25 protein-coding genes are annotated in these 24,677 nt (G+C 45.4%); 11 read left to right on the top strand and 14 right to left on the bottom strand.

Features of this window, described 5'->3' with window-relative positions:
- Window positions 1-2: 2 nt before the first annotated feature.
- From V6D42_RS13330 to V6D42_RS13340, 3 genes are all read right to left on the bottom strand, one after another.
- On the bottom strand, window positions 3-1,175 hold the full coding sequence (locus V6D42_RS13330; RefSeq protein WP_333513526.1) for a galactokinase: 1,173 nt from the start codon (window positions 1,173-1,175) through the stop codon (window positions 3-5).
- A gap of 82 nt (window positions 1,176-1,257) precedes the next feature.
- On the bottom strand, window positions 1,258-1,641 hold the full coding sequence (locus tag V6D42_RS13335; protein WP_333513730.1) for a GtrA family protein: 384 nt from the start codon (window positions 1,639-1,641) through the stop codon (window positions 1,258-1,260).
- A gap of 17 nt (window positions 1,642-1,658) precedes the next feature.
- A complete protein-coding gene (locus tag V6D42_RS13340; protein WP_333513527.1) occupies window positions 1,659-2,330 on the bottom strand; it encodes a TetR/AcrR family transcriptional regulator in 672 nt (223 codons plus the stop codon).
- Window positions 2,331-2,682: 352 nt separating this feature from the next.
- Between V6D42_RS13340 and slrA the strand changes: the two genes are divergently transcribed.
- The 3 genes from slrA (at window position 2,683) to V6D42_RS13355 (ending at window position 5,113) form a co-directional block, all read left to right on the top strand.
- Window positions 2,683-2,841, top strand: a complete 159-nt coding sequence (slrA, locus tag V6D42_RS13345) for a transcriptional regulator SlrA (protein WP_044159932.1) — start codon at window positions 2,683-2,685, stop codon at window positions 2,839-2,841.
- A 419-nt stretch (window positions 2,842-3,260) separates the two neighbouring features.
- On the top strand, window positions 3,261-3,575 hold the full coding sequence (locus tag V6D42_RS13350; protein WP_229148538.1) for a DUF485 domain-containing protein: 315 nt from the start codon (window positions 3,261-3,263) through the stop codon (window positions 3,573-3,575).
- Window positions 3,572-5,113 carry a solute symporter family protein gene (locus V6D42_RS13355; RefSeq protein ID WP_333513528.1) on the top strand — a complete coding sequence of 514 codons (1,542 nt, stop codon included), beginning with the start codon at window positions 3,572-3,574 and terminating at the stop codon, window positions 5,111-5,113. Before V6D42_RS13350 ends, V6D42_RS13355 begins: the two co-directional genes overlap by 4 nt.
- Window positions 5,114-5,157: 44 nt before the next feature.
- Here V6D42_RS13355 and V6D42_RS13360 read toward each other — a convergent pair whose 3' ends face one another.
- The 7 genes from V6D42_RS13360 to cidR form a co-directional block, all read right to left on the bottom strand.
- Entirely contained in the window at window positions 5,158-5,760 is a 603-nt protein-coding gene (locus V6D42_RS13360) for a DsbA family oxidoreductase (protein ID WP_333513529.1), read from the bottom strand.
- Window positions 5,761-5,849: 89 nt separating this feature from the next.
- Complete coding sequence (efeB, locus tag V6D42_RS13365; RefSeq protein WP_333513530.1) at window positions 5,850-7,100, bottom strand: iron uptake transporter deferrochelatase/peroxidase subunit; 1,251 nt, start codon at window positions 7,098-7,100, stop codon at window positions 5,850-5,852.
- Between the two features lie 18 nt (window positions 7,101-7,118).
- On the bottom strand, window positions 7,119-8,276 hold the full coding sequence (gene efeO, locus V6D42_RS13370; RefSeq protein ID WP_333513531.1) for an iron uptake system protein EfeO: 1,158 nt from the start codon (window positions 8,274-8,276) through the stop codon (window positions 7,119-7,121).
- Window positions 8,273-9,718, bottom strand: a complete 1,446-nt coding sequence (locus V6D42_RS13375) for an FTR1 family protein (protein WP_333513532.1) — start codon at window positions 9,716-9,718, stop codon at window positions 8,273-8,275. Before V6D42_RS13375 ends, efeO begins: the two co-directional genes overlap by 4 nt.
- Window positions 9,719-9,873: 155 nt before the next feature.
- The gene (thiE, locus tag V6D42_RS13380; protein WP_333513533.1) at window positions 9,874-10,542 is read right to left on the bottom strand and encodes a thiamine phosphate synthase; all 669 of its coding nucleotides are present in this window, start codon (window positions 10,540-10,542) and stop codon (window positions 9,874-9,876) included.
- Entirely contained in the window at window positions 10,539-11,357 is an 819-nt protein-coding gene (thiM, locus tag V6D42_RS13385; RefSeq protein WP_333513534.1) for a hydroxyethylthiazole kinase, read from the bottom strand. Before thiM ends, thiE begins: the two co-directional genes overlap by 4 nt.
- Before the next feature lie 7 nt (window positions 11,358-11,364).
- Window positions 11,365-12,273 carry a cidABC operon transcriptional activator CidR gene (gene cidR / locus V6D42_RS13390; protein WP_095712727.1) on the bottom strand — a complete coding sequence of 303 codons (909 nt, stop codon included), beginning with the start codon at window positions 12,271-12,273 and terminating at the stop codon, window positions 11,365-11,367.
- Between the two features lie 105 nt (window positions 12,274-12,378).
- Between cidR and V6D42_RS13395 the strand changes: the two genes are divergently transcribed.
- The 4 genes from V6D42_RS13395 (at window position 12,379) to V6D42_RS13410 (ending at window position 14,966) form a co-directional block, all read left to right on the top strand.
- Complete coding sequence (locus V6D42_RS13395; protein ID WP_333513535.1) at window positions 12,379-12,765, top strand: CidA/LrgA family holin-like protein; 387 nt, start codon at window positions 12,379-12,381, stop codon at window positions 12,763-12,765.
- Window positions 12,747-13,424: a CidB/LrgB family autolysis modulator gene (locus tag V6D42_RS13400; protein ID WP_333513536.1), complete on the top strand. Its 678-nt coding sequence runs from the start codon at window positions 12,747-12,749 to the stop codon at window positions 13,422-13,424. The genes V6D42_RS13395 and V6D42_RS13400 overlap by 19 nt, the downstream gene beginning before the upstream one ends.
- Window positions 13,425-13,531: 107 nt before the next feature.
- The gene (locus V6D42_RS13405; protein ID WP_333513537.1) at window positions 13,532-14,734 is read left to right on the top strand and encodes an MFS transporter; all 1,203 of its coding nucleotides are present in this window, start codon (window positions 13,532-13,534) and stop codon (window positions 14,732-14,734) included.
- 34 nt (window positions 14,735-14,768) lie between these two features.
- Window positions 14,769-14,966: a YwbE family protein gene (locus V6D42_RS13410; protein ID WP_010332373.1), complete on the top strand. Its 198-nt coding sequence runs from the start codon at window positions 14,769-14,771 to the stop codon at window positions 14,964-14,966.
- Window positions 14,967-14,997: 31 nt separating this feature from the next.
- Here V6D42_RS13410 and V6D42_RS13415 read toward each other — a convergent pair whose 3' ends face one another.
- Entirely contained in the window at window positions 14,998-16,185 is a 1,188-nt protein-coding gene (locus tag V6D42_RS13415; RefSeq protein ID WP_333513538.1) for a class I SAM-dependent rRNA methyltransferase, read from the bottom strand.
- Between the two features lie 121 nt (window positions 16,186-16,306).
- Here V6D42_RS13415 and glxA point away from each other — a divergent pair, with 121 nt between their 5' ends.
- Window positions 16,307-16,687 carry a glyoxalase GlxA gene (gene glxA, locus V6D42_RS13420; protein WP_087993211.1) on the top strand — a complete coding sequence of 127 codons (381 nt, stop codon included), beginning with the start codon at window positions 16,307-16,309 and terminating at the stop codon, window positions 16,685-16,687.
- A 39-nt stretch (window positions 16,688-16,726) separates the two neighbouring features.
- Here the strand turns inward: glxA and V6D42_RS13425 are convergent, their stop codons facing one another.
- Window positions 16,727-17,404 carry a DUF2711 family protein gene (locus tag V6D42_RS13425; protein ID WP_333513539.1) on the bottom strand — a complete coding sequence of 226 codons (678 nt, stop codon included), beginning with the start codon at window positions 17,402-17,404 and terminating at the stop codon, window positions 16,727-16,729.
- Window positions 17,405-17,491: 87 nt separating this feature from the next.
- The gene (gene celB / locus V6D42_RS13430) at window positions 17,492-18,826 is read right to left on the bottom strand and encodes a PTS cellobiose transporter subunit IIC (RefSeq protein ID WP_333513540.1); all 1,335 of its coding nucleotides are present in this window, start codon (window positions 18,824-18,826) and stop codon (window positions 17,492-17,494) included.
- A gap of 226 nt (window positions 18,827-19,052) precedes the next feature.
- Here celB and V6D42_RS13435 point away from each other — a divergent pair, with 226 nt between their 5' ends.
- From V6D42_RS13435 to V6D42_RS13445, 3 genes are all read left to right on the top strand, one after another.
- The gene (locus V6D42_RS13435; protein ID WP_333513541.1) at window positions 19,053-20,990 is read left to right on the top strand and encodes a S8 family peptidase; all 1,938 of its coding nucleotides are present in this window, start codon (window positions 19,053-19,055) and stop codon (window positions 20,988-20,990) included.
- 444 nt (window positions 20,991-21,434) lie between these two features.
- Window positions 21,435-22,814, top strand: a complete 1,380-nt coding sequence (locus V6D42_RS13440) for a sucrose-specific PTS transporter subunit IIBC (RefSeq protein WP_229148508.1) — start codon at window positions 21,435-21,437, stop codon at window positions 22,812-22,814.
- Window positions 22,815-22,865: 51 nt separating this feature from the next.
- A complete protein-coding gene (locus V6D42_RS13445; protein WP_010332379.1) occupies window positions 22,866-23,708 on the top strand; it encodes a PRD domain-containing protein in 843 nt (280 codons plus the stop codon).
- Window positions 23,709-23,762: 54 nt separating this feature from the next.
- Here the strand turns inward: V6D42_RS13445 and V6D42_RS13450 are convergent, their stop codons facing one another.
- Window positions 23,763-24,623: a glycosyltransferase family 8 protein gene (locus V6D42_RS13450; protein WP_010332380.1), complete on the bottom strand. Its 861-nt coding sequence runs from the start codon at window positions 24,621-24,623 to the stop codon at window positions 23,763-23,765.
- Window positions 24,624-24,677: the final 54 nt, after the last annotated feature.

Genomic DNA, 24,677 nt, shown 5'->3' on the forward strand with positions numbered 1-24,677 from the left:
TGTCACTCCCCCTTTAGTTCTCTCGCTCCTTCACCAATATCAGCGACATAAAAATCAGCTTTGAGGCCTGTTTTTTCTTGATACCTGTCTCCAACCTTTTGGATAAAGTCATCAACAAACTCATCCTTTACAATACTGATCGTGCAGCCGCCGAATCCCGCTCCCGTCATTCTTGAGCCGATCACTCCTTCTTGCTCCCACGCCGCAAATACGAGCTCATCAAGTTCCGGACATGTCACCTCATAATCATCCTTTAATGAAAGGTGGGATTCCTTCATTAACCGCCCGATTTCGCGAATGTTGTTTTCTTTAAACATGTCGGCTGTCTTGATGGCGCGGTGGTTTTCATATACGGCATGCTTTGCGCGGCGTCTATTCGTTTCATTTCGGATCAGGTCAGCGCATGTGTCGAAATCAGAAGGCTTGATGTCGCCAAGTGATGTAATGTCGAGCTCCTTTTGCAGATCCAGCAGTGCGTCGCTGCACTCTTGGCGTCTCGCATTATAGCTTGAGTCCGCCAATGTCCTTTTTTTGTTTGTGTTCGCAATAACCAGCGCAAGCCCGGAGACATCGAGTTTGCTATATTCATAGTCCAGCGTATCGCAGTTCAGAAGCATCGCATGATGTTCTTTCCCCATTCCGATTGCGAATTGATCCATAATTCCGCAATTGACCCCGATAAATGTGTTTTCCGCATGCTGTGCCATTTTGACAAGCTCCAGCGCATCGAGTTGAGGATGAAAATAGCTTTGGAGCACGACCGCCATCAGCAGCTCAATGGAAGCGGAAGACGAGAGCCCTGCCCCGTTTGGAATATTCCCTGAAAACACGATGTCAAAGCCATTCGGAATCGAATAGCCCCTTTGTTGAAATTCATATATGACGCCTTTCGGATAATTGGCCCAGTCGTCTTCTTTTTGATAACGGATGCCGTCAAGACTGCATTCCTTTATGCCGGCTTCCTGAAAGTTGTCCGAATACATCCTGACCAGCCCGTCATTTCTTTCTGCAACAGCAGCATATGTACCCATTGTCAGCGCGCACGGAAACACGTGCCCGCCGTTATAATCCGTATGTTCTCCAATCAGATTCACTCTTCCCGGTGCGAAAAAAAAACGCAATCCCTCTTTTTCTCCGAATACACTTGCAAATATCCCCTTCAATTCTTCCCGCATGTGCATCACCTTTCATGGTTTTTATTTTTTGTTTCCCGGTCTTTCTGTAACGAAAACGGAAGATCATTTGCTGCCGTCCCTGTCATACCCCTTCTTCTTTTGCCTTTTTAAAGACGAGCCATTTGCTTGCGACATAGTTGACGACAACAATCACCGCATTATCGAGTATTTTGGCCAGCGTTTCATTGGTATGGAACTGTCCCACAAGGAGGATCATCATGCCAAGGTCTATGCCGAGGGACAGCACCCGGACGCTGAAAAAGGCAGTGAGCTCTTTCAGCAGGCTTTGCAGATCATCTGTTTTCTGCTGAAACACATATATTTTATTTGTTATGTAAGCAAACAGCACAGACAAAATCCAAGCAGCTACTGTTGCAGCTTTATAATCCACATTCATGATCTCTACCAATATATAAAAGCTGGCGATATTCACGATTGTCGTGAAAACCCCCATAATGATATACATAATCAATTCTCTATACTTCACTGATGTTCCTCGCTTTCTGAAAAACTTTTCAAATTTCTTCGCTTTGCGTATTCGCGGTTAAAAGAAACAAAAACGGAAAGCGCGTCAAAAAAGCTGCGGAATGTGGCCGGATGACCCAATACACGCGATTGTTTGATGATTCCGTCAAGCACCGCACATATTATTTTAGCCGTATATTCCGGATCAATACTGTCGTCAACCAGCTTTCTCTCCTTCAGCCAATTAATATATGACGTATTTTCTTCGACCCACAATTCGTACAGCCCCACATAAGCCTTGCATTTTTGGACAACTTTAAAGGTCGGCATATTCATTGCAAACGAGGTGATGTCCCACGATGGTTTATTTTTGTAGTAAGAATACAGCAGCTCGGCGGCATGTTTTGCAGCGTCTTGAAGAGTCAGCGGTTTCACAGATGTCCGCTCGATTTCATCCAGGTAGCCGATGATAATCTGTTTTTTCATTTGATGATTTTCGAAGATATGCTGCAGGAAGTCTTCCATGTTGGCAAAATGAACATAAAATGCGCCTTTACTGTACCCGGCAGCTCTGCTGATTTCTTCCACAGACACAGGGTCATATGCTCGGTCAATCAATAAATTCTGGCCAGCCTCTATAAACCTTTCAAATGTTTGCTCTCTTTTAATTTGAAATTTGTTTTTTTTCATATTTTTCTCCAGCCGTATGATTACCCTTATCTTACACCGGATCAATCTTTTGCGGTATTTATTTCTTTCCAAAGGTATGCTATTCGGTTGTGAAGGGGTCATATTTAATAGGCAATACGATTTATTTTCATTTACATACTATCCAGTCAGTATTTAATTGTTTATTATTATAAATAAGGCCCATTGGTTATATTAGTCATTTTTTTAGGGAATAGGTAGGTGATTTTTCCTTCAGTTTGTGAACACCGAGCAACTATGTGTGAAATTTGTTGTACTCGCCTCATCATCACACCGGCTTGCCTTTTATTGCCTGGATGTTGCAGGAAAACATTTTATACAATTGGAGGTTACTATGAAAACTCAAGTTAAAAAAGATTTGGACAAAGATTGGCATATGTTGATTCAAGAAGCTAGATCCATTGGATTGGGCATTCATGATGTGAGGCAGTTTTTAGAATCTGAAACAGCGATGAGAAAAACCAATCACAAAAAGACCGTCCGCCAAGACTAATCCGGACAGGCGGATCTTTTACCTCTGGCTTTTCTATCATCTGATCTGAGTTTTCACCATTTCCTCTATTCGATAGCTTATATACTGTGGGATTTTGAGGACAAACGGTGTTTCAGCCTAAAATATGACAGGCAGCTGGTGATGCGGTCACCTCTTGGCACATGCATTGTCATAAAGAGGTGATGCGAGCATAAAACCGGACTTTAGAAAAAAGGGCGGCTTTGCATAAGCTATTTGGTGAGGTTTTGAAAGCAAACAGCTGGAAAACCTTCGCCCGTTTTATACCCCCGCGTCTTATCTTCACGTTTCCTGCTTTTTTCATCCCCTTTATGATCCCGAAGAATAAATTAGACTTTCTGTACATACCTATTGGTGTACCTTTATGCTTATTTTTCAGCAGGATAATAAGGAGGAAAGCCATGTACAGATCGCAAGCTGATTACCAAAAGATTGCTGAATCTCCGTCTTTTCAAGCCTTTTTGAAGCAGAAACAGGCCTTTATTGTTCCAACTGCGATTTTCTTTTTTGTCTTTTATTTTTCACTCCCTGTTTTAACGTCTTATTTCACCTTTTTGAATACTCCGGCAGTCGGTGCTGTTTCATGGGCTTGGCTGTTTGCCATCGCTCAATTCGCTATGACCTGGACACTCAGTACGGTGTATTCCCGAAAGGCAGCTCGTTACGACCAATTTGTAAACGCTTTAAAAGAAGAGCTGAAGGGTGAACAGACATGAACCTGACAGCGTTTCTGTTATTTTTAGCGATTGTCGGACTAACGCTTGTGATTACGTATTTTGCCGCGAAACAGACGAAAACGACGAGTGAGTTTTATACGGCCGGCGGCGGGCTCACCGGTGTTCAGAATGGACTGGCAATTGCCGGCGACTACATGTCTGCCGCGTCGTTCCTCGGCATTGCCGGAATGATTGCATTATATGGCTTCGATGGATTTTTTTACAGCATCGGTTTTCTTGTCGCTTATCTCGTTGTCCTCTATATCGTGGCGGAGCCGCTTCGGAATCTCGGAAAGTATACGATGGCTGACATGATTGCGGCGCGTTTTAAAGAAAAAAAGATCCGCGGTGTCGCCGCTCTCAATACCATCGCCATCTCTACCTTTTATATGATCGCTCAGCTCGTGGGAGCAGGGGCGCTGATTAAACTGCTGCTTGGGCTCGATTATACCGCGGCCGTTCTGATTGTCGGAGTGCTCATGACCATTTATGTTGTGTTCGGCGGAATGATCGCGACGAGCTGGGTTCAGATTATTAAAGCCGTTTTGCTGATGGCCGGCACCCTCGTCATCTCAATCATTGTTTTTTCTAAATTCGGTTTTAACCTCAATACAATGTTTGAGCACATGAAAACGGCTACTCCGCTTGGCGCTGATTTTTTAAATCCAGGCAACAAATACAAGGTCCCGCTTGAAACCCTGTCGTTGAATTTGGCACTTGTGCTGGGGACCGCCGGCCTTCCGCACATCTTAATTCGCTTTTATACAGTTAAGGATGCCAAAACTGCCCGGGCATCGGTCGTTTCAGCAACGTGGATCATCGGCGTGTTTTACATTATGACGGTATTTCTCGGATTTGGCGCGGCCGCGTTTGTCGGTTTTGACGCAATTACAGCGGCTGATCCAGCGGGAAACATGGCGGCGCCGCTTCTGGCAAAAGCACTCGGAGGAGATTTCCTGTTCGCGTTTGTATCAGCCATCGCCTTTGCCACGATTTTGGCAGTGGTGACAGGCTTGGTGCTTTCTGCCGCTTCAGCGTTTGCCCATGATATCTACAGCCAGATTATCAGAAAAGGAGAAGCAACTGAGAAAGAACAGATGAAAGCGGCCAGATGGGCATCTGTCGCCGTGTCAGTGCTGTCTATCATTCTTGCGATTTTTGCGCAATCCTTAAATGTCGCATTTCTTGTCGCATTGGCATTTGCCGTTGCCGCCAGTGCAAACCTACCGCTGATAGTATTTACTGTGTTTTGGAAAAGATTTAATGCCTCAGGCGCATTGTGGGGCAGCCTGACTGGGCTGATCAGTGCTCTTGTCCTCGTGTCGATGAGCCCGAGTGTGTGGGACCCGGCCGGAGGTGCTATTTTTGTAGGCGAGCCGCTCATCCCGCTTTCTAATCCGGGCATCATTTCGATTCCGCTAGGTTTCCTCGGTGCGTGGCTTGGAACGCTTCTGTCTTCTGATAAAACTATTAATAAAGATACATTTGCGGAAATACAGGTGAAGGCACATACCGGGATTCATATGGATCAGGATTAAAAAAGGCTCTCTAAACAAATTTTTGTTTAGAGAGCTTTCTTAGGTTACATTTTCTGTTGTTCCTGAGAAATCGCGTTTTCAAACACTTCCTTGCCGGCTGCTCCTGGAATCACAGTGTCACCGATGACAAAGGTTGGTACGGCTGTAATGTCAGCTTCTTCATAGGCGTGCTTCAGAGCTTGCCGCTGCACGTCCTGATATGTTCTTGCTTCCAGTGCAGCTTTGAACAATACTCCGTCTAAGCCGACTTCCTCGGCCAGCTTCGTCAAGATTTCAATTTCTCCGATGTTTTGGCCCTCTTGGAAAAATGCTGCAAATACACGGGTATTGTATGCATGTCCTTTTTTGTACTCTTTGGCAAAGTGAAAGCCTTCAAAAGCCAAGTCTGTATATGGGTGAGGCGAGACGTTTGGAAATTTGATGTCGACTCCCAATTTCTCCGCCATCGGACTGATCGAGGTTTGCCACATATATTTCTTGGAAGGATCGTTTACAGGATCAAGCTGCGGTGAAGGACTTGGACGCAATTCAAACGGCATCCACTCGACTTCAACATCCTTTCCTTTTATCGCCTCTTCAAAAGCGGCTTTTCCAATGAAACAAAATGGGCAGACGTAATCTGAATAAACTTTTATCTGTACTGTCATGATTGTCTCCTTTCGTATAGGTTGATTTTAAACTGTAACAATAAAAGTTACAACTGTTTTTTTAAAAAAGAAGCCTGCATGGCTTCTTTTTACGATTCAAGCAACCGCTGAGCAATATATTCTCCTTTTTTGCACCCGCCGGGGATTGCATATAAAGCAGAACCAATCGTTTGGGTATATTCATTTAACGCATCCTTTGCCGAAAGTGCCTTCAGCATGGGGATGAACTGATTGTCGGGATTTTTTTGAAAGCTGATAAACAGGAGACCTGCATCCATATAGCCGGTTTTCGAGTCAATGCCTTCTGTGTAAGAAAAGGCTCTTCGCAAAATCTGTTTCCCCGTAGATTTCGCAAGGCTGACGTGCGAATTTGACGGGATTTGATTCAGCTTGACAGGGTCTGTTTCTTTTTTTTGGCCAAAAGGTGCCCCCGAGCTTTTTCTGCGGCCGAAAGTATCCTCTTGATCCTTCAGGGAAGAGCGGTCCCAAATTTCAAGGAACATTTTGATTTTCCGAAAAGCCATATAAGTTCCGCCGGTCATCCAGTCAGGCTCACCGGACTGAATCCATACGATCGAGTTCATCAAGGTGTCATCCTTGGTGCTTTGGTTTCCTGTTCCATCTTTAAACCCAAATAGATTGCGCGGCGTTTCTCCATTTTTGCCTCCGCTTAAAAAGCCTTTGTTTATCAAGCGGACTTCACAGGTGCCCACCGCTTGATTCAGCAGGTTTCGCAGCGCGTGAAACGCCACCTGTTCATCATCCGCGCATACTTGGATGCAGATGTCTCCGCCTCCCTGCTTCGCATCGAGATTGTCATTCGGCATAGCCGGAAGGGCAGCAAGGTGTTTCGGTTTCTTGCTTTTCAGTCCGAAGCGATCCTTCCCATCTTTTTCGAAAAAGTCAGGCCCGAAGCCAAATGTAACCGTTAAGTTGGAAGGCGGTAAATCAGCCGATTCACCCGTATCCTGCGGCGGCAGGTATTGATTTTTCTGTTTGCTCGACATTTTTTTGCCTGACGTCAGCATGTGTGTCAGGCTGGTCCAGTTTCTGAATAACGTGATGATATCGCTTTTCTCCTTCGCCGTCACATCAAGCGCGGCAAAATACACATACGTCTGATGGGCAGTGGTGATTCCGGCCTGATGCTTTCCGTAAAATGGAACAATCTGGTCATCCTCTTTTTCGTCCTTCTTCGATGACTTAGCCGCGGTCTGAACAAGCGGAGCGAGACCGCCGAGGCCGCTGGCGCCAATCGCCACGGCCGCCCCAGCCATCGCTCCCCATTTTAAAATGTCCCGTCTGTGTATTTGTTCTGGCTTTTTTTGTTCATCGCTCATGCTGTTACAAAACTCCTTTTATAGCACATTCGCAATCTTCGACATGGTTTCAGAAAGAGTCGTGAGCTTTGTGCTCAGCTCTCTGATTTGATCTTCACTTAATTTATCATAAGACGTATAGGCCTGATCATTTGTTTTGTATTTTGCCATTAAAACTTCAAATTCACTGAATTCGGTATCCAGCTTTTCCGTCAGGTCAGAGTGATCTTTTACGAGCGCGCTTTTCACAGTTTGATACACGGCCTCAGAGCCTTCAACATTTGCCATAAGATCGACTAAATCGATTCGTGAGTAGCGCTCCTCTTCACCCGTCATTTTAGAAATACCTGCTTCGTTCAGAAGCTCCATCGCACCCGCGACAATTTGTTCTGGCGTTAATGTCAATGATTCAATCGAACCGTCAAGCTCTTTTACATCCTTGACAAGCTGGTCAGCCGTCGCCTTTTCCCCGGAAATATTTTTATCCTTCCAAATGGCTTTCTCAAGCTTGTGGAACCCTGTCCACTTGTCCCCTTCTTCTACATCGTTTTCACGGGCATCAATTTTCGGGTCAAGATCTCCGAGGCTTTCCGCAATCGGTTCAATTCTCTCGTAATAGACGCGCGCTTTCGCATATAACGCCTTTGATTTTTCAATATCGCCGCCCTTCACGGCAGCTGTAAATGCTTCAGTTGCCTTCACAAGCTGATCGCTCTGCTCTTTGACGTATTCTTTATATTCATCTGCCGCTTTTGCCAGCTGATCGCTTGCCTTTTTGCTGCTCTTCTTCGCTTCTGTCAGATCTTCTAAGGACGCTTTCAGTGACTCGGATTCTGTCTTAATTTTGTCTGTATCCGGTTTGGCTTTTTGCGCCTCTGTATAGATAGGCTGAAGGTGCTTTTCGATTTCTGTGTATTCGAACGGATAGTCGCTGCGAATATCATTTTCAAAAGAAAGCCAGTAGCTGTTTAATTCTTTCCCCTTCTTTTGAATCTCTTTTTGATCGGCTTTTTCTGCTGATTTATTCAGCTCGGAAATCATGTTCCCCATTTTATCGACGGAAGCCGTAATCTCTTTGCTTACTCCGCTTTTTTCAGATGAAGCTTTTTCTTTAGTTGACGAAGTGTCATTGGCTCCGCATCCTGCACACAGTGCAAGGATGCATCCGGCTGTTACAGCAATCTTTGTGATATTCATTTTGTCAGTTCCTTTCCGTTTGTAAAATGTTTTGCCGCTTCTGAGACAAGCGCAATCAGTAAAAATAGTAAAATTAGCAATTGCGGAATCGTACTGTACACGGACGGGTAGATTCCGAGAACGGATACAGACGGCAGCCAGCTTTCTGCGTCAGACGGAAGAATTCCCGCGAGCTGCAGGCTGTGAACGCCTGTTCCGAGAAATTTCACGCACATATACAGGACAACCGCCATTGACAGCAGAAAAAACGGCTTCAATGGAATACGCATTCCGAGCTTTATCATAAGAATACCGACAATGACGAGAACGACAAGGCCCGCGGCTGTCCCGCCGATCAGCTCAGGGAGAGAGAGTTTTCCAACAAGGCCGATGAAAAAGATGACTGTTTCGAGCCCCTCCCTCACGACTGCCAGAAATGCAATGAGCGCAAAGGAAAGCAGGCTTCGTTTTTTCAGCGCCTGTGATTTCTGGATATTGATTTTTTCTCTCCACTTGTCCATCGAGGCATTTCTATGCAGCCACACCCCGACATACAAAAGCATGACAGCGGACAGCACGCCGGTGATTCCGCCTAGCAAGAAATTGTTTTCTCCAAATACATTCGAGGAGAACAGGAGGGTGACGCCGATTCCGGCTGCTAAAGAAACAAACATGCCGGCTGACGCGCCGCCCCAAATCCAAACAGAAGAACGAATGACACGGGCTTTTTTTGTCATGGTCAAAAGCGCCCCGATGACAAGCAGCGCCTCCATTCCTTCTCGAATTGGAATCAATGACGCGTCCCACCAGCTGTAGCTGCTCGAAGCAATCGGCTCAAGCAATTGAATCATTTCGTCAATAAGCTTTATTACCTGATCGGGATGGCTGTCGATTTCAGCCTTCATGAGTGCCAGATTTTCCTCCGATATGGTATAGGCTTCTTTGGATTGGGATACGACATCTCCTTCTACGGCCAGCCAAGATGTGATTAAGTTGTCGATAGCGGCTGACGCCTCATCCAGCTGGTCTTTTTCTATCAATTGTTTTGTTTCTTTTAAGCTTTGAATATAGGCTGTTAAGGACGTCCTTGATTGACCCGAGGATGCCTTTTTCAGCACAACAGCCTGCTGGTAGGTTTCTAAGTGAGAAGAAAGCTCTTCTAGCTGTGTTTCGAGTTTGTTCGCGTCTTGATTCATGAAAGAAAGAGAAATCATAGCGATATTCGAGTCCATTTTGCTGTGGGAAGAAAGATTTTCCTTCTTAATAGATGGTTCTTCCTTTTTCCACGCCGATTTGAAGGTCTTAAATGTTTGCTGTGCGGAATCTATATCTCCATCTTGTACTGATTTGATCATTTGCTTGTTTAATTCAAGCAGGGAAGCAATTGGATCATTTTCCGCATGCGCCGCTGAACCGAAAAATATCAACAAGCTGAGTAATATAAGTGCCAGCCCCCGAGCCATCATGTTCCTCCTATAATTGAAAATGATTATCATTATATATCATAATCATAGCCAGTTCCCGCTCTTTGTCAATGAAAATTTGAAGGTCTGAAAACCTTGGCAGAACAGCAAAAAGGCTGCCCTTTACAGGACAGCCTTTTGAAAGCAAAATCGGGTTATCGGCCGGTCTTATATGTGTGAATAACATCGTAAAATTTGCGTGCAGCTTCTACCGGATCTTCCGTCAGACTGATAGCGCTGATCATGCTGACACCGTCAGCCCCCGCTTCGATTACAGGGCCGGCATTTTCTATTGTGATACCGCCGATGCCGACAATCGGGATGCTGATGCCTTGACGTCTCACCGCTTCAATGAGAGACACACCCTGCACAGCTCTTGTATCCTTTTTCGTTTCCGTCGGGTAGATCGGCCCGAGACCAACATAATCTGCTCCATCTTCCTCGGCTTGCTTCACCTCAGACATCGTATGGGCGGACACGCCAAGGATCATATCGCCAATGGCGTCGCGTACCTCTTTTGCTTTCGCATCCTCTTGGCCGATGTGCACACCGTCTGCCTTCAGCTTCAGTGCCAGCTCCACATCATCATTGACAATGAAAGGGACTCCGGCTTCACGGCATGCCGCCTGAACCTTTGCGGCGAAGTCAATCCGTTCCTCCCCTGTCAGTGCGCCTTCGCCCTTTTCGCGAAACTGGTACAGAGTGGCACCGCCTTTTAATGCGTTTTGCACAACCGCCAGAGGATCGGCTTTTGTATTGTTTGAACCCATAATAAAGTAAACAGATAATAGCTCTTTCATCATTTCCCGAGAAATACGTGTCATGAGACTGTCACCCTTTCTATTGTCGCTAACTCTGATACATCTTGTTCAGAGACAGAAGACAGCTTGTTCAGCAATTCAATCTGAAAGCTCCCCGGACCTTTGTCAGCTGTCTGCTGCGCGGCAAGCTGAGCCGCAACACCATATGAGGAAATCGCAGCGATGGCAGCGAATAACGGATTTTTTTCCACTGCACAAAACGCACCGACTACTGAAGTCAGAAGACATCCGGCGCCTGTCACCTTCGTCAGCAGCTTGTGGCCGTTTTGAAGAGTGTATACGTTAGATGCGTCGGCAATTACGTCGACTTCCCCAGTAATCGCAATGACCGTGTTCAGTTTTTGCGCCGCCTGTTGAGCCAGACGGACAGTGTCGCCTCCGCCTTCACCGGCATCGACTCCTTTGATCATCCAATCCGCAACACCCACGGTATGTGCAATTTCAGCGGCATTTCCTCTGATTGCAGAGAGGCGCACCTCACGAATAATCTCACGTGCCGATTCAGTGCGGAACGGTGTGGCACCAGCCCCCACGGGATCAAGAATGACGGGTACGCCATGTTCATTCGCTGATTTACCCGCAATGATCATAGCTTCGACAGTTTCCTTGCTTAGCGTTCCAATATTTAAAACGAGCGCGCCCGCGATTTTCGCCATGTCGGCGACCTCTTCTTTCGCATAAGCCATTACGGGTGATGCACCGAGGGCGAGCAGACCGTTCGCTGTAAAATTCGTCACCACATTGTTTGTTATGCTGTGCACCAGAGGGCTATGCTTCCGGACGGCTGTTAGTCGTTTTGCTGCTGATTGTGCATCCATGTTAGCATCATCCTTTACTCTCTCTTTTTTTCGAATCCCATAAATACGATTTCGTATGTTCAAGCCAGGCTCTTGCCGCAAAGGACAAATAGCGGTCCTTTCTCCATATAATCGCAAGATGCCAAGGAATGACCGGATCGACAAGCGGAATGACTTTGACCTTTTCCGGGTCAAGACCGCGACATATGCGTTCCGGCAAAAGTCCGATCCCCAGGTTGGCTGACACCATCTCACTGATAAAATCCCATTGTGAGGTTTCGTAAATGATATGAGGTCTGAATCCGGCCTTGATACATTCCATCATAATTCGATTGTGGAGAACAAAATCCTCCCTGAAGAAAATAAAAGGCTCTTCCTTCAAATCCTGTAATCGGCTCTCTTTCTCACCCGCCAGCCGGTGGGAAGGGTGTACGACAAGCATTAATGTTTCTTTTACGATCGTAAATGAATGAAAAATGTCTTCGTTTGCGGGAAGAACAACAACGCCAATGTCGAGGGAACCGTCTCCAACGCCTTCTTGGACTTTGATAGAGCCGTCCTCAACGAGCTGAAAGGTCACATTCGGATAATTTTCCCGAAAATCGCCGAGCACTCGCGGGAAAAATCCTGATCCGATCATCGGCGGCAGCCCGATTCGCACATGCCCTTTCTTGACCTCCATAATATCATTTAACTCGGATGTCAGGTTTTGAAATGATTTAATAATTTCCTGCGCCTGCACATACATGCTATGGCCGGCGTCCGTCAGTTCCACCTGTCTGCCGTTTCGGTAAAAAAGCTCGATCCCAAGCTCCGCTTCTAAATTTTTGATCATTTTCGATATCGTCGGCTGAGAAACATAAAGTGATTGAGACGCCTTCGTAAAACTTTTCAGACGGGCGACCTCCAAAAAATATGTTAAATGGCGGATGTCCATTTGTTTCACCCTTTCTATAGACAAAAGGAATACTTATTATGCTTAATATATATTTTACCTATAGCGTAACCTCATGTACAATATGAATATAAGGGAGGCATCAAAATGAAAAAACTGTTGCTTACCGTTATTCAAATCGCTCTGTTATTTATATTCGCTCGGCTGATCAATTGGGTGACAGCCCTTCTTCATATAAATATTCCCGGCAGTATAATTGGGATTGTGATTCTTTTCACATTATTACAATTTAACATCATCAAGCTTGAATGGATAGAGCTTGGCGCGGCGTGGCTTCTTGGGGAGCTGCTTTTATTTTTTATCCCGTCTGCCGTCGGAGTGATTGAATACGGAGACATTATGTCAAAATTCGGTGTCAGCATTTTGCTTGTTGTCATCATCAGCACGTTTGTCGTGATGGTGTCCACAGGAACGCTTACACAACTTATTGCAAAAAGAAAGGAGAAAAAACATACGTGCTCATCGGAATTGTAAGTTTGTTATTAACGGTTTTGGTGTATTTAGGAGCAAAAAAAGTATATTCGCGTTTTCCGCGAGTCTATACGTCGCCGCTATTGGTGACGCCCGCTGTGTTAGTCGGTCTGCTGCTGCTGGTGAATGTCCCGTACGAGACATATAATCTCGGCGGAGAAGTGCTGACCGATATGCTTCAGCCGGCTACCGTGGCATTTGCGATCCCGCTTTATAAATATTTCCCTGTTTTAAAGAAATACGCAGTGGAAATTATTTTGAACGTCGCCTTCGGCTCATGCATCGCGATTATTTCTACAGCTCTTATTGCGAAATGGCTTCATCTCGGAACTGGTTTGATTGACAGCCTCGTTCCAAGATCAGTGACAACGCCGATCGCCATGAACGTATCTGAAATGATCGGCGGAATGCCTGCGGTCACAGCGGTATTTGTCATTTTGACCGCTTTGTTCGGCACCGTCATCGGCCCGATGGTCATCCGCTATTTCCGCATTGATAACGAAATAGCGCGGGGCGTGCTGCTCGGCACAAGCGCACATGGAGCGGGCACATCTAAAGCATTTGAGCTCAGCTCTGTGTCCGGCACGATTTCCAGCGTGTCAATGATCCTCGCAGCGATTATGACGCTTTGCGCGGCGCCGTTTTTAATTTCATTTATGTAGGAAGAAAAAACTGTCCTGGCAAGGGCAGTTTTTTTATGTCTCCTTCCATTGAAAAGCTGAGAAATTACAATATAATGTAATTTGTGGATACCAAAGGAGGCACCCCCATGCACAACTTGCAGGTGAAACGGCACTACGCAGCGTTAAAAGGATTTTATTTGTTTGCTTTCCTGGGCACAGGCAGTATCATTCCCCTGCTCAGCATGTATTTAACAAAGGAACAGCATTTAGGTGGCTCACAAGTCGGCTTGATTATGTCACTCGGCCCGATTGTGATGATCTTTTTCCAGCCGTTTTGGGGTATGCTGAGCGATTATACGAAAAAAACAAAAAGCCTGCTTGCGGTTTGCACATCAGTAACGGGTGTAATTGGGCTCGGCTATGTCTTATTTGAAAGCTTTCCGCTGTTTATTCTGGTTGCGGCCTGTTTTGCAGCCTTTCAGAGCACTATCATTCCATTGTCAGACAGCATTTCTTTACGCTACACACAACAAACAAACGGAAACTACGGCGGAATCCGCCTGTTTGGTTCTCTCGGCTTCGGCATTGCGGTGTTTGTCATGGGACAGGTGACGAATCAGCTGTACCCCATTCACGTCATCTTTATTTTTGGCTGTGCCTTTCTGTGCATGGCAGCCATATTGGCCTCACAAATGCCTGGGCAGCAGAAAGCCAAAACAAAGATCAATATCCGCAAAGGGTTCCGGGAGCTGATCAGCAACAAACCTTTCCTCATCTTTATGATCATCACCTTTACGTCATTTGCACCAAATTTAGCGAACAATACATACTTCAGTCTGTTTCTCGACAAAAGCGGCGCGTCTCTTTCCGCCATTGGCCTTTTATTTTTTATCGGAGTGATCTCAGAGATTCCGTTTATGAGGTTTGCGCAGAAATTCATAGATAAAATGGGATTGCTCACTGTCATTATGCTGTCAGGCGGCGTTTCATTATTCAGGTGGACGCTTTACTTCACAGAGCCTTCGTTATGGATTATTTATGCGACGGTATGTCTCCAAGGCGTTTCCATTGGTTTATTTATTCCGGCGGCGCTGCAATACGTCAAAAAAATTACCCCAAGCCACGTGGAGGCGACAGCGCTAACCATGTACGCCGCCATCGGCAACGGATTCGGCAACTGGTTCTGTACGTTTGTTGGCGGATACATTTTTGACTACGTTTCCATTTTCGCAGTCTATCTGCTCTTTGCCATTCTTAGCATAGCAGGCGCAGGGCTGACATTATATTTAATAAAAGCAGAAAAAAATAAACATTCGCTTCATCAGACGGCTGTTACTTTTAAAGCATAACGACTATAATGAATAAAAAGGAAGGAAGTGTGCTATGAACGGGCAAGAACGGAGCAGCATTTCTAAAGGATTGCAGGTCGATATTGTCTTGAAAGCGGATCAAAAAACAGGAAAACTGACGCGAGGCACAGTGAAGGATATTTTAACGAAATCTAGCTATCATCCGCACGGCATTAAAGTCCGTCTTGAAGATGGCCGTATCGGACGCGTCCAGCAGATCATTTCTACATAAAAAGCTGCCCCTGAACCGGGCAGCTCTCTTTTTATTTTTTCTGCAGAAAGACAACTTTTAAGTAATTGCCTTCTGGATATGCCGATATCGTTTTGAAGTCCTCCGGCAATGTAAATTCCTCTATAATCGTATAGCTTTCATTTGTTTCTTTGAACGCGGTATCGATAAAGCCTTTGAATTTCTTCATTCCGAAGGCGCTGCTGTTTGTAGAGGCGACAATGATGCCCTTGTCGGCTGTAATGGCGATCGTTTCCTTCAGCAGATTTTTATAATCCTTGGCCGCGCTGAAGGTGCGTTTTTTTGTGCGGGCAAAGGATGGCGGGTCGAGAACAATCAGATCAAAGCGCAGATCCTTTTTCGCCGCATATGAGAAGTATTTGAAAACATCCATCACTTTAATATCGTGCGCCTCGTAATCCAGCTTGTTCACGCTGAATTGCTCGATCGTTTTGGCCAGGCTTCGATTTGCCACGTCCACGCTTGTTGTTTTCTCCGCTCCGCCAAGCGCTGCCGCCACTGAGAACGCCCCTGTATAAGAAAACGTGTTTAAGACGTTTTTTCCACTGGCATAGCGGTCTCTGATCGCTTTGCGCACATGTCTTTGATCTAAAAAGATGCCTGTCATGGCGCCTTCGTTTAAATCAACCGCGTATTGTATCCCGTTTTCTTGAATGATGATCGGGAACTCGCCTCTTTCTCCCTTCACGAAGTCATCATCCTCGACATATTGTCCAGCCGTATCGAAGCGTTTCTTTTCGTAAATCGCTTTATATTCAATATCCAGTTCATCCAGAGCGGCAATTAACGTTTCTTTAAAGGTGTAAATGCCTTTGCTGTACCATTGGAGGAGCAGGTACCCGTCATAATAATCAACAGTGACACCGCCGATGCCGTCGCCCTCCCCGTTGAAGAGTCGGAAAGCCGTTGTATCAGGCGCCGCGAAAAGACTTGCACGCGCTTGTACCGCTTTTGTTAATTTGCTGAGGAAAAATGTTTGGTCGATATGTTCATTTTTATTGCGTGTGAGCGTCCAGCCGACCCCTTTGTTTTGCAGGCCGTAATAGCCCCTTGCGAGAAACTCGCCGCTTTCAGATACGACATCAACGAGGTCGCCTTCTTTGACGTGCCCCGCACTGCCGGTGAGAGCTTCCTTTTCGATGAGCGGATAGCCTTTTTTGATTTTTGCAGCGTGTGCTTTCTTTAGGGTGAGTAGCTTCATATATGTTCGTCCTCTTTCTGTTTGCTTTTTCTTATCGTACCACAAAACGCCAAGATGTCTGCATTGACAGAAAGGAAAGGTTTTTCTACGATAGACAAAAAGAGTTTCTAGGAGGAACAGCATGGCAAAACGAATTGACCATACAGGCATTATGGTAAGAGATATTAACGCGTCTATTACATTTTATGAAGAGGTTCTCGGCATGAAATTGAAAGACCGCATCACTCATACGAACGGTATTATCGAGCTTGCTTTTCTTGGCTTTGAAGATGGTCCGGAAACAGAAATCGAACTGATTCAAGGCTACAGCAGCGAGCTTCCCGCCGAAGGTAAAGTGCATCACATTGCCCTGCTGACTGATGACATCGCGGCCGAATATACAAAAGCGGAAAGAATGAATGCGAAATTTATCGACGAAGAGATCACAACACTTCCAAACGGGTATCGTTATTTTTATATCGAAGGCCCTGACGGCGAGTGGATTGAGTTCTTTCAGCGGTAAAAATCAAAGAACGTACATTTTGTCATGTACGTTCTTTGTTTATCTATACCAACTGATATACGTTGACTCATCGCAAAACATGGCTTCCCAGCCCATACCCTGAACCATGTCATGAATGTTTTCATCTTTCGCAAGAAAAACATTAATGAATGAGTCGTATACACTCATAAATACAAAATCCATTTTCTCATCAGTCAACATGAGCTCTGCGGCGGCTTCATCAAGAACCATCCGCAAGTTAGCCTCAGTTGTGTCCAGAAAGCCGCTGTTTTCCACAATTGGTTCTGAGTAATAAAACCCATTGGACCCGTTGTAACGAAGCACTTTTACCAAACCGGGAATATGAAAATTTGAAATATGGTCCTCACTAGGATAAAAGAGATCTCCTTTTAAGTTCGCATGTAAACGTTCAGCTAAATCCTCTCTCGCGTACTCATCCCTTAAAGCAAATATCGATGTCTTCAAAGCCAGCCCCAGCTCTGCATGTGTTTGGAATCCGCATGAAGACATGATTTCTTTCCATGTAACTGCTTTTCCTTTTTCCCTTACTTCTTGATCATTTGGATAAATATGCTCATATTCATTTTTTCTCTTAGCTTTTTCCCACCCTTCAGGCATTTGAATAAAAGGAGAAAATAAAATAGCAGCTGATGTATATTCAACTGGTAGTTGTTTTAAGATTGGTGATTCGTCATCTAACCATATGTATTCTAGCATGCGCACCTCCTTTACATATTCTAACATTCACCTATAGTTAAAAGAAGATCATCAGCCCTTTAGCAGCTGATGATCTATAACATTACATCAAGACATATTTTTATCCCCGGATTCAACCACACTCTCTTCCTTCCATTTTTGATAATCCCAAATTCTGAAAAACGGATAGTAGATAGCACATGTAATGAGCAGGTTCACCAGCTGCATGACGGCGCCCGATACTTTTCCGCCTGTCGCCAGGTACCCTGAAATGATCGGCGGCATGGTCCATGGCACGGCAATCCCGGCGGGCCTTGCCACCAGTCCGGTGCTCATGCCAATATAAGTGGCGGTAATGGTGAGGAGCGGGGCTATAATGAACGGAACGATAAGGAGCGGGTTCATCACAATCGGCATGCCGAAAATGATCGGCTCGTTGATGTTAAAGAGCGCGGGCCCGATGCCTAAGCGGCCGAGCTGTTTCATCTGTTTGCTCCGGGACCGCACAAGCATAGTGAGTACAAGTGCCAGCGTTGCCCCGCTTCCGCCGACATTAATCCAAATTTGAAAAAACTGAGTCGTAAAAATGCTCGGTAGCGCCTCGCCCGCTTGAAACGCGAGACGGTTTGCATCCATGGCGCCATACCAAATCGGCGCCATAATACCGCCGATGATCGAAGCGCCGTGAATGCCGCACGACCAAAGCAGCATTTGCACGAATTCAGCGATCAGACTCCCGCCGAGGCTGCCGCCAAGGATGGAAAGCGGTGTGCCGAGCAGGTCTCCGACAACATTGTGCAGGCTTTCAAAAGGCGTCATTTCAACCAAAAGACGCGCCAGCCATATAAGAAATACGATGATAAAGCCGGGAATCAGCGCGACAAATGATTTGCTTACTGCCGGCGGCACGCCGTCAGGCATGTTAAACACAATATTTTTTTGAATGATGTACCGATAGACTTCAGTCGAAAACAAGGCGATGATCATGGCGACAAATAGTCCCTTGCTGCCGAGCAATGTAATGGGAATTCCGCCTCCGACCATGATTGATTCTGTTGAGCCATCCGGCGTAAAAGGCACCTCAAACGGCGTTGCCAATAAGAAAGCTGCAATTGAAATCGCTCCGGCCGACAGCGCATCAACACCGTAGCTTTCCGCCAGCCGATAGGCGATCCCGAAAGCCGCAATCATTGCCATAATATCGAATGAAGCATTGACAGGATAGCCGAGCTTATCCGCCCACTGTTCCCCAAACACACTCGCCATAAAATCAGCATAACCGGGAATCGGCAGGCTGGTTAAAATCAAAAAGACAGAACCGATAATAATCAGCGGCATGGTCAAAACAATTCCGTCACGCAATGCGCTGAGATGCCGCTGTCCGGCAATTTTCCCAGCGACAGGCATGATTTTTTCTTCCATCACCCGAGTGAACGCGCTCATCTGAAAAGCCCCCTTTTCTCATTGCTTTGTGAACAACCTTTGCAATGTTTTCTTTATCTTATTTTGAAAACGCTTACAAATTCATGTGGAAAATTTCCTCTTCCTGCGGAAAAAATCTGAATTCTCCTGAGCCATCCTATCAATGAAAAAATTTTTCCTTCTTACTATCAAAATCACATTATCCTCCGATATATATATCAAACATCATAGAAAAAGGAGAAGAACTATGAAAAACACGTTTTGCAAACTTGTTGTATCAGCCACTCTGTTTTTCAGTTTTCTCGCCCTAGGGCCACTTGCACATGCAGAAAACAGCAGCGGGAATGAAATCATTGTGGTCTATAAAAACAAAGACGGCAAGGAAACTGTACTAGACAGTGATGCTGAGGTTGAGCAGCAGTATAAGCATCTTCCGGCGGTAGCGGTCAAAGCAGATCAAAAGACAGTAAAAGAATTCAAACAGGATCCTGATATTTTGTATGTCGAAAACAATGTCACGTTCACCGCAGCGGACAATACAGACCTCAAAATACTGTCAGAGGACGCCGACAACTCTGACAACTTCGAACAATGGAACCTTGAACCGATTCAGGTCAAACAAGCTTGGAAGGAAGGGCTGACAGGGAAAAACGTCAAGATCGCTGTCATCGACAGCGGGATCTCCCCCCACGACGACCTGTCGATTTCCGGCGGGTACTCAGCTGTCAGTTACACCTCTTCTTACAAAGACGATAACGGTCACGGAACACATGTCGCCGGGATTATCGGCGCTAAGCATAACGGCTACGGAATTGACGGCGTCGCACCGGAAGCACAAATATATGCGGTTAAAGCGCTTGATCAGAACGGCTCGGGAGATCTTCAAGGCCTTCTCAAAGGGATCGACTGGTCGATAGCGAATGGGATGGATATCGTCAATATGAGCCTTGGTACGTCTTCAGACAGCCAGATTCTTCATGACGCCATGGACAAAGCATATGAAAAAGGCGTACTGCTCGTTGCCGCAAGCGGAAATGACGGAAACGGAAAGCCAGTAAATTACCCTGCGGCATACAGCAGTGTCGTTGCAGTGTCAGCGACAGATCAACACAATCATCTCGCGGCCTTTTCGACAACAGGAAATGAAGTTGAATTTTCAGCACCGGGAACAGACATCACGAGCACGTATTTACATCAATATTACGCGACGGGAAGCGGCACATCCCAAGCGACACCGCACGCCGCTGCCATGTTTGCTTTATTAAAACAGCGAGATCCTGGTCACACGAACGTGCAGCTTCGCGCCCTTATGGAGAAAAACATCGTTGATCTCGGAATGACGGGGCGCGATCAGCAATTCGGCTATGGCCTGATCCAGTATAAAGCCCAGCAGGCAGATAAAGCGTACGCGGCTGCTGAGCAAGCGGTTAAAAAAGCTGAACAGACAAAAGCACAAGCCGATATTGACAAAGCGAGAAAGCTCGTCAGCCAGCTGCCAGATTCCAACGCAAAAAAAGCTTTGAAAAAAAGACTGGATAACGTTCAGGCATACAGAAATGTAAAAGACGCGAAGGACAAAGTGGCAAAGGCAGAAAAGTACAAAACCAAGCAAACCGTTGATACAGCACAAGCCGCAATCAACAAACTGCCGAACGGTACGGATAAAAAGAACCTGCAAAAACGCTTAGATCAGGTCAAGCGCTATATCGCATCAAAGCAAGCGAAGGACAAAGTCGCCAAAGCGGAAAAAAGCAAAAAGAAAACAGATATCGAAATCGCTCAAGCGGCAGTCAGCAAGCTTTCGGCAAGCTCAGAAAAAACGTCCCTGCAGAAGCGTCTCAACAAAGTGAAAAGCATCAATGTAAAAACGGCGAAGCAATCTGTCGCCGCAGCGGAAAAGAAATCAACTGACGCAAATGCGGCGAAAGCCCAAAAGGCTGTCAATGAACTTCAATCCGGAAAAGACAAAACGTCATTGCAAAAACGGTTAGATAAAGTGAAGAAAAAAGTAGCGGCAGCTGAAGCCAAAAAAGTCGAAACAGCCAAAGCCAAAGTGAAAAAAGCGGAAAAAGACAAGACAAAAAAATCAAAAACAGCCGCTCAGTCCGCAGTAAATCAATTAAAAGCGTCCCATGAAAAAACAAAGCTGCAAAAACGGCTGAACGCCGTTAAGCCGAAGAAATAATTGAAAAACCTTTAAGGCATAACGCTCGTCTTAAAGGTTTTTTCATCTGTTACATTGTGTACGCAACCTTTTTCCCATTTGCTTCACAGGCTTTTCATACTATTGCTATCCTGCTGTGAACAGCATAAAATGAACGTTACTACAGATATCAACTGCATAATGCGGGATTGTGACTGGCAAGCAGGCAAGACCCAACGATGCAAAGGGAGTATTAGTGCCTAGAAAAAGAAAGGTATTTTAACTCTTCTTTTCGTGTTGGGCTCGTAACGGCGCCATGGACATTTCTGCTTTATATGTTTCGTAATGCCCCGTCACCGACGAGGGCATTTTTTGATGGCTCTGCATGCTTTATATTTTTTCTCACTTTTTTCATTTTGATTGTCAACTTTTCATTTGATACGATGAACAAGCCGACTTTTCTTCAGCAGAGGAGGTTTTTATTGTTTGCAAAAAGAGATTGCGAAAGAATTATTGCTCCTCGCAGGAGGAAAAAACAACATTATCAGCATCAGCCACTGTACAACTCGTCTTCGTTTTGAAGTAAAGGATGAAACGAAAATCGACATACGTGCTATTGAAAATCTGCAAGGTGTGCAGGGCACCTTTTTCAGATATGGCCTGTTCCAAATTATTTTTGGGGCGGGTGTCGTCAACAAAATTTATAAAGAAGTCGTTTGTGTGTGGGAGGAATCTCCTTCTGAAGAGGCTGTTCAAGAGAAACATGCCAGCCGCAAACTGAACCCCGTCACAACATTTGCTAAAACGCTGTCCGATATTTTCATGCCGATTATCCCGGCGATAACAGCAAACGGTTTGCTCATGGGGCTGATCGGCATGATTCAGGTCTTTCACTGGTTCTCTGCCGACAGCCCGTGGATCAAAATGCTGGATCTCGTATCCAGCACCGCATTTATTCTGCTGCCGATTTTGGTTGGCTTTAGTGCCGCCAGACAATTTGGCAGCAACCCATTTTTAGGGGCATTGATAGGAGGGCTTCTGACTCATCCTGATTTGCTTGATCCATCCATGCTCGGCAGCAAGACCCCCGCTTCCTTGGACATATGGGGGCTGCATATTCCATTGATGGGCTATCAGGGCGCCATTATACCGATTCTTCTCTCCGTTTATATCATGAGCAAAATTGAGAAGCTTTTAAAAACGATTGTGCCCAAGTCACTTGATGTCGTGATCATTCCCTTTATCACTGTGATGGTGACGGGGTGTCTCGCGCTGATTGTGATGAACCCCGCCGCAGTTATTATCGGCCAGGTCATATCGCAATCGATTGAATACATTTATCACCACGCAGGCATTGCTGCCGGAGCACTTTTCGGGGGCATCTATTCCACTATCGTTCTATCAGGCTTGCATCATAGCTTTTATGCAATTGAAGCGACTTTGCTTGCCGACCCTCATGTGGGTGTAAACTTTTTGGTGCCGATATGGTCAATGGCGAATGTGGCGCAAGGCGGAGCGGGACTGGCGGTTTTCTTCAAAACGAAGCAGTCCAGCCTGAAGAAAATCGCGCTCCCCGCTTCCCTTACCGCGTTTTTAGGTATTGTGGAGCCGATTGTGTTCGGGGTAAATGTGAAGCTGATCCGCCCCTTTATCGGAGCCGCTATTGGCGGTGCTCTCGGCGGGGCGTATGTAGTTGGGGCACACGTCGTCTCGAATTCCTACGGACTGACCGGCATCCCGATGATTTCAATCGTGCTGCCATTTGGCATTGCGAATTTTGTTCATTATATGATCGGTTTTTTGATCGCGGCCGTCTCTGCTTTTATAGCTACATTGTTTCTCGGGTTTAAAGAAGAGACAGAATAACTGGATTTATTCGATTTCATTCATAAAACGGGGGATGAAAGGAAAAAAGCTATGAAAATTAAAAGAATCTTAAATCATAATGCAATCGTCGTAAAGGATCAAAATGAAGAGAAGATTCTCTTGGGTGCAGGTATTGCGTTCGATAAAAGAAAAAATGATATTGTCGATCCGTCTAAAATAGAAAAAACATTCGTCAGAAAAGATACACCTGACTATAAACAATTCGAAGAGATTTTAGAAACGTTGCCGGAAGACCATATTCAAATCTCCGAGCAAATTATTTCTCATGCTGAACAAGAACTGAACATTAAAATCAATGAACGGATTCACGTCGCGTTTTCAGATCACCTCTCATTTGCGATTGAACGCCTGAGCAACGGAATGGTCATCAAAAATCCGCTGCTGAATGAGATCAAAGTTCTTTATCCGAAGGAATTCCAAATCGGCATGTGGGCTAGAGCGCTGATTAAAGAGAAGCTGGGCATTGAGATTCCTGAGGATGAAATCGGCAATATCGCCATGCACATTCACACAGCCAGAAACAACGCCGGCGACATGACACAGACACTTGATATTACCACGATGATCCGTGACATTATCAACATTATTGAAACCCAGCTGTCGATCAACATTGTGGAGGATACCATTTCTTACGAAAGGCTCGTGACCCATTTGCGCTTTGCCATTCAGCATATCAAAGCAGGCGAAACCATTTACGAGTTGGATTCAGAAATGATTGCCATCATTAAAGAAAGATTCAAGGATGCTTTCCTATGCGCCAAAAGCATCGGCACATTTGTAAAAAAGGAATATGGCTTTGAGTTTCCTGAAAAAGAATTGTGCTACATCGCCATGCATATTGAACGGTTTTATCATCGGTCAGTGGCGCGCTGACAAACAAAAAAAAACGCTTTTGATGATCTCAAAAGCGTTTTTTCTATATATAGATTATTGGTTGATGGCCGGGCTCCCAATCGTATTCCACTTCGTATAGGACATGTAATGGAAATACTCATCGCGGTACGGATGCTTTGTATTGGAGTTCCAAGGCTTTTCTCCGCCGCAGAAGTGGACGATTGCCGGGTCTTCTCTCGTTTCATTATATTGCTTCCGTCCTAACAGTGTCGGTGGTGTTTTCAGTTTTAACATGATATATGTTTGAGCGTTCCAGCGCGGATGAAGCTCATACCACTTATCATATAAGATCGCGTTCAGCGCATCTTGGTCATGTAACACAAGAAAATCTTCAGAACCGTTTTCATTGATAAAGTTGAGAACTTTTTCTGTGATGTTTTGCTTTCTCCAAGGTTCCATATCAATAATCATAATACCTGAGTTAAAATACTTTCCCGTGTCCGTGATATTCATTTCTTTCAAACGTTCATGCTGCCCCGCATCTTCCACAGCAGCAACGGTGTATGGAGAGATGTCCAAGTCCCATAGTTTCGAAATATCCTCAAGGACAAGTGCATCACAGTCGACATATATCATACGTTTGATGCTCTCATCCTTAATTAAGTCAGGAATCGAAATGCGGTAATACGCCGCTTTTGTAATGTGGCTGCTTTCCACCGCATGTTCATACTGGTTGGCATCCACTTCTAAGAACTCAATCGGCACGCCGAACTTCAATGTCGTTTCTTCCAGCCTTTTTTTGTTATCAGGCTCAATTCCCCCATCAATCACATATAGCTTTACTTTTCTGTTCTGGTCCATGTTTGTCAGTAAAGAAACGAACATCCCACCTAAATGACGAGCATAATTATCATCTGCGCATGATACGATATGCATAAATTCATCTTTCTTCACTGGTATTCATCTCCCTTTGTGTTGTACAAGTTACATTCCCTTTTTCAGAAAATT

The organism is Bacillus sp. 0909A (genome assembly GCF_036765115.1).
In the GTDB taxonomy this organism is placed as follows: Bacteria; Bacillota; Bacilli; order Bacillales; family Bacillaceae; genus Bacillus; species Bacillus mojavensis.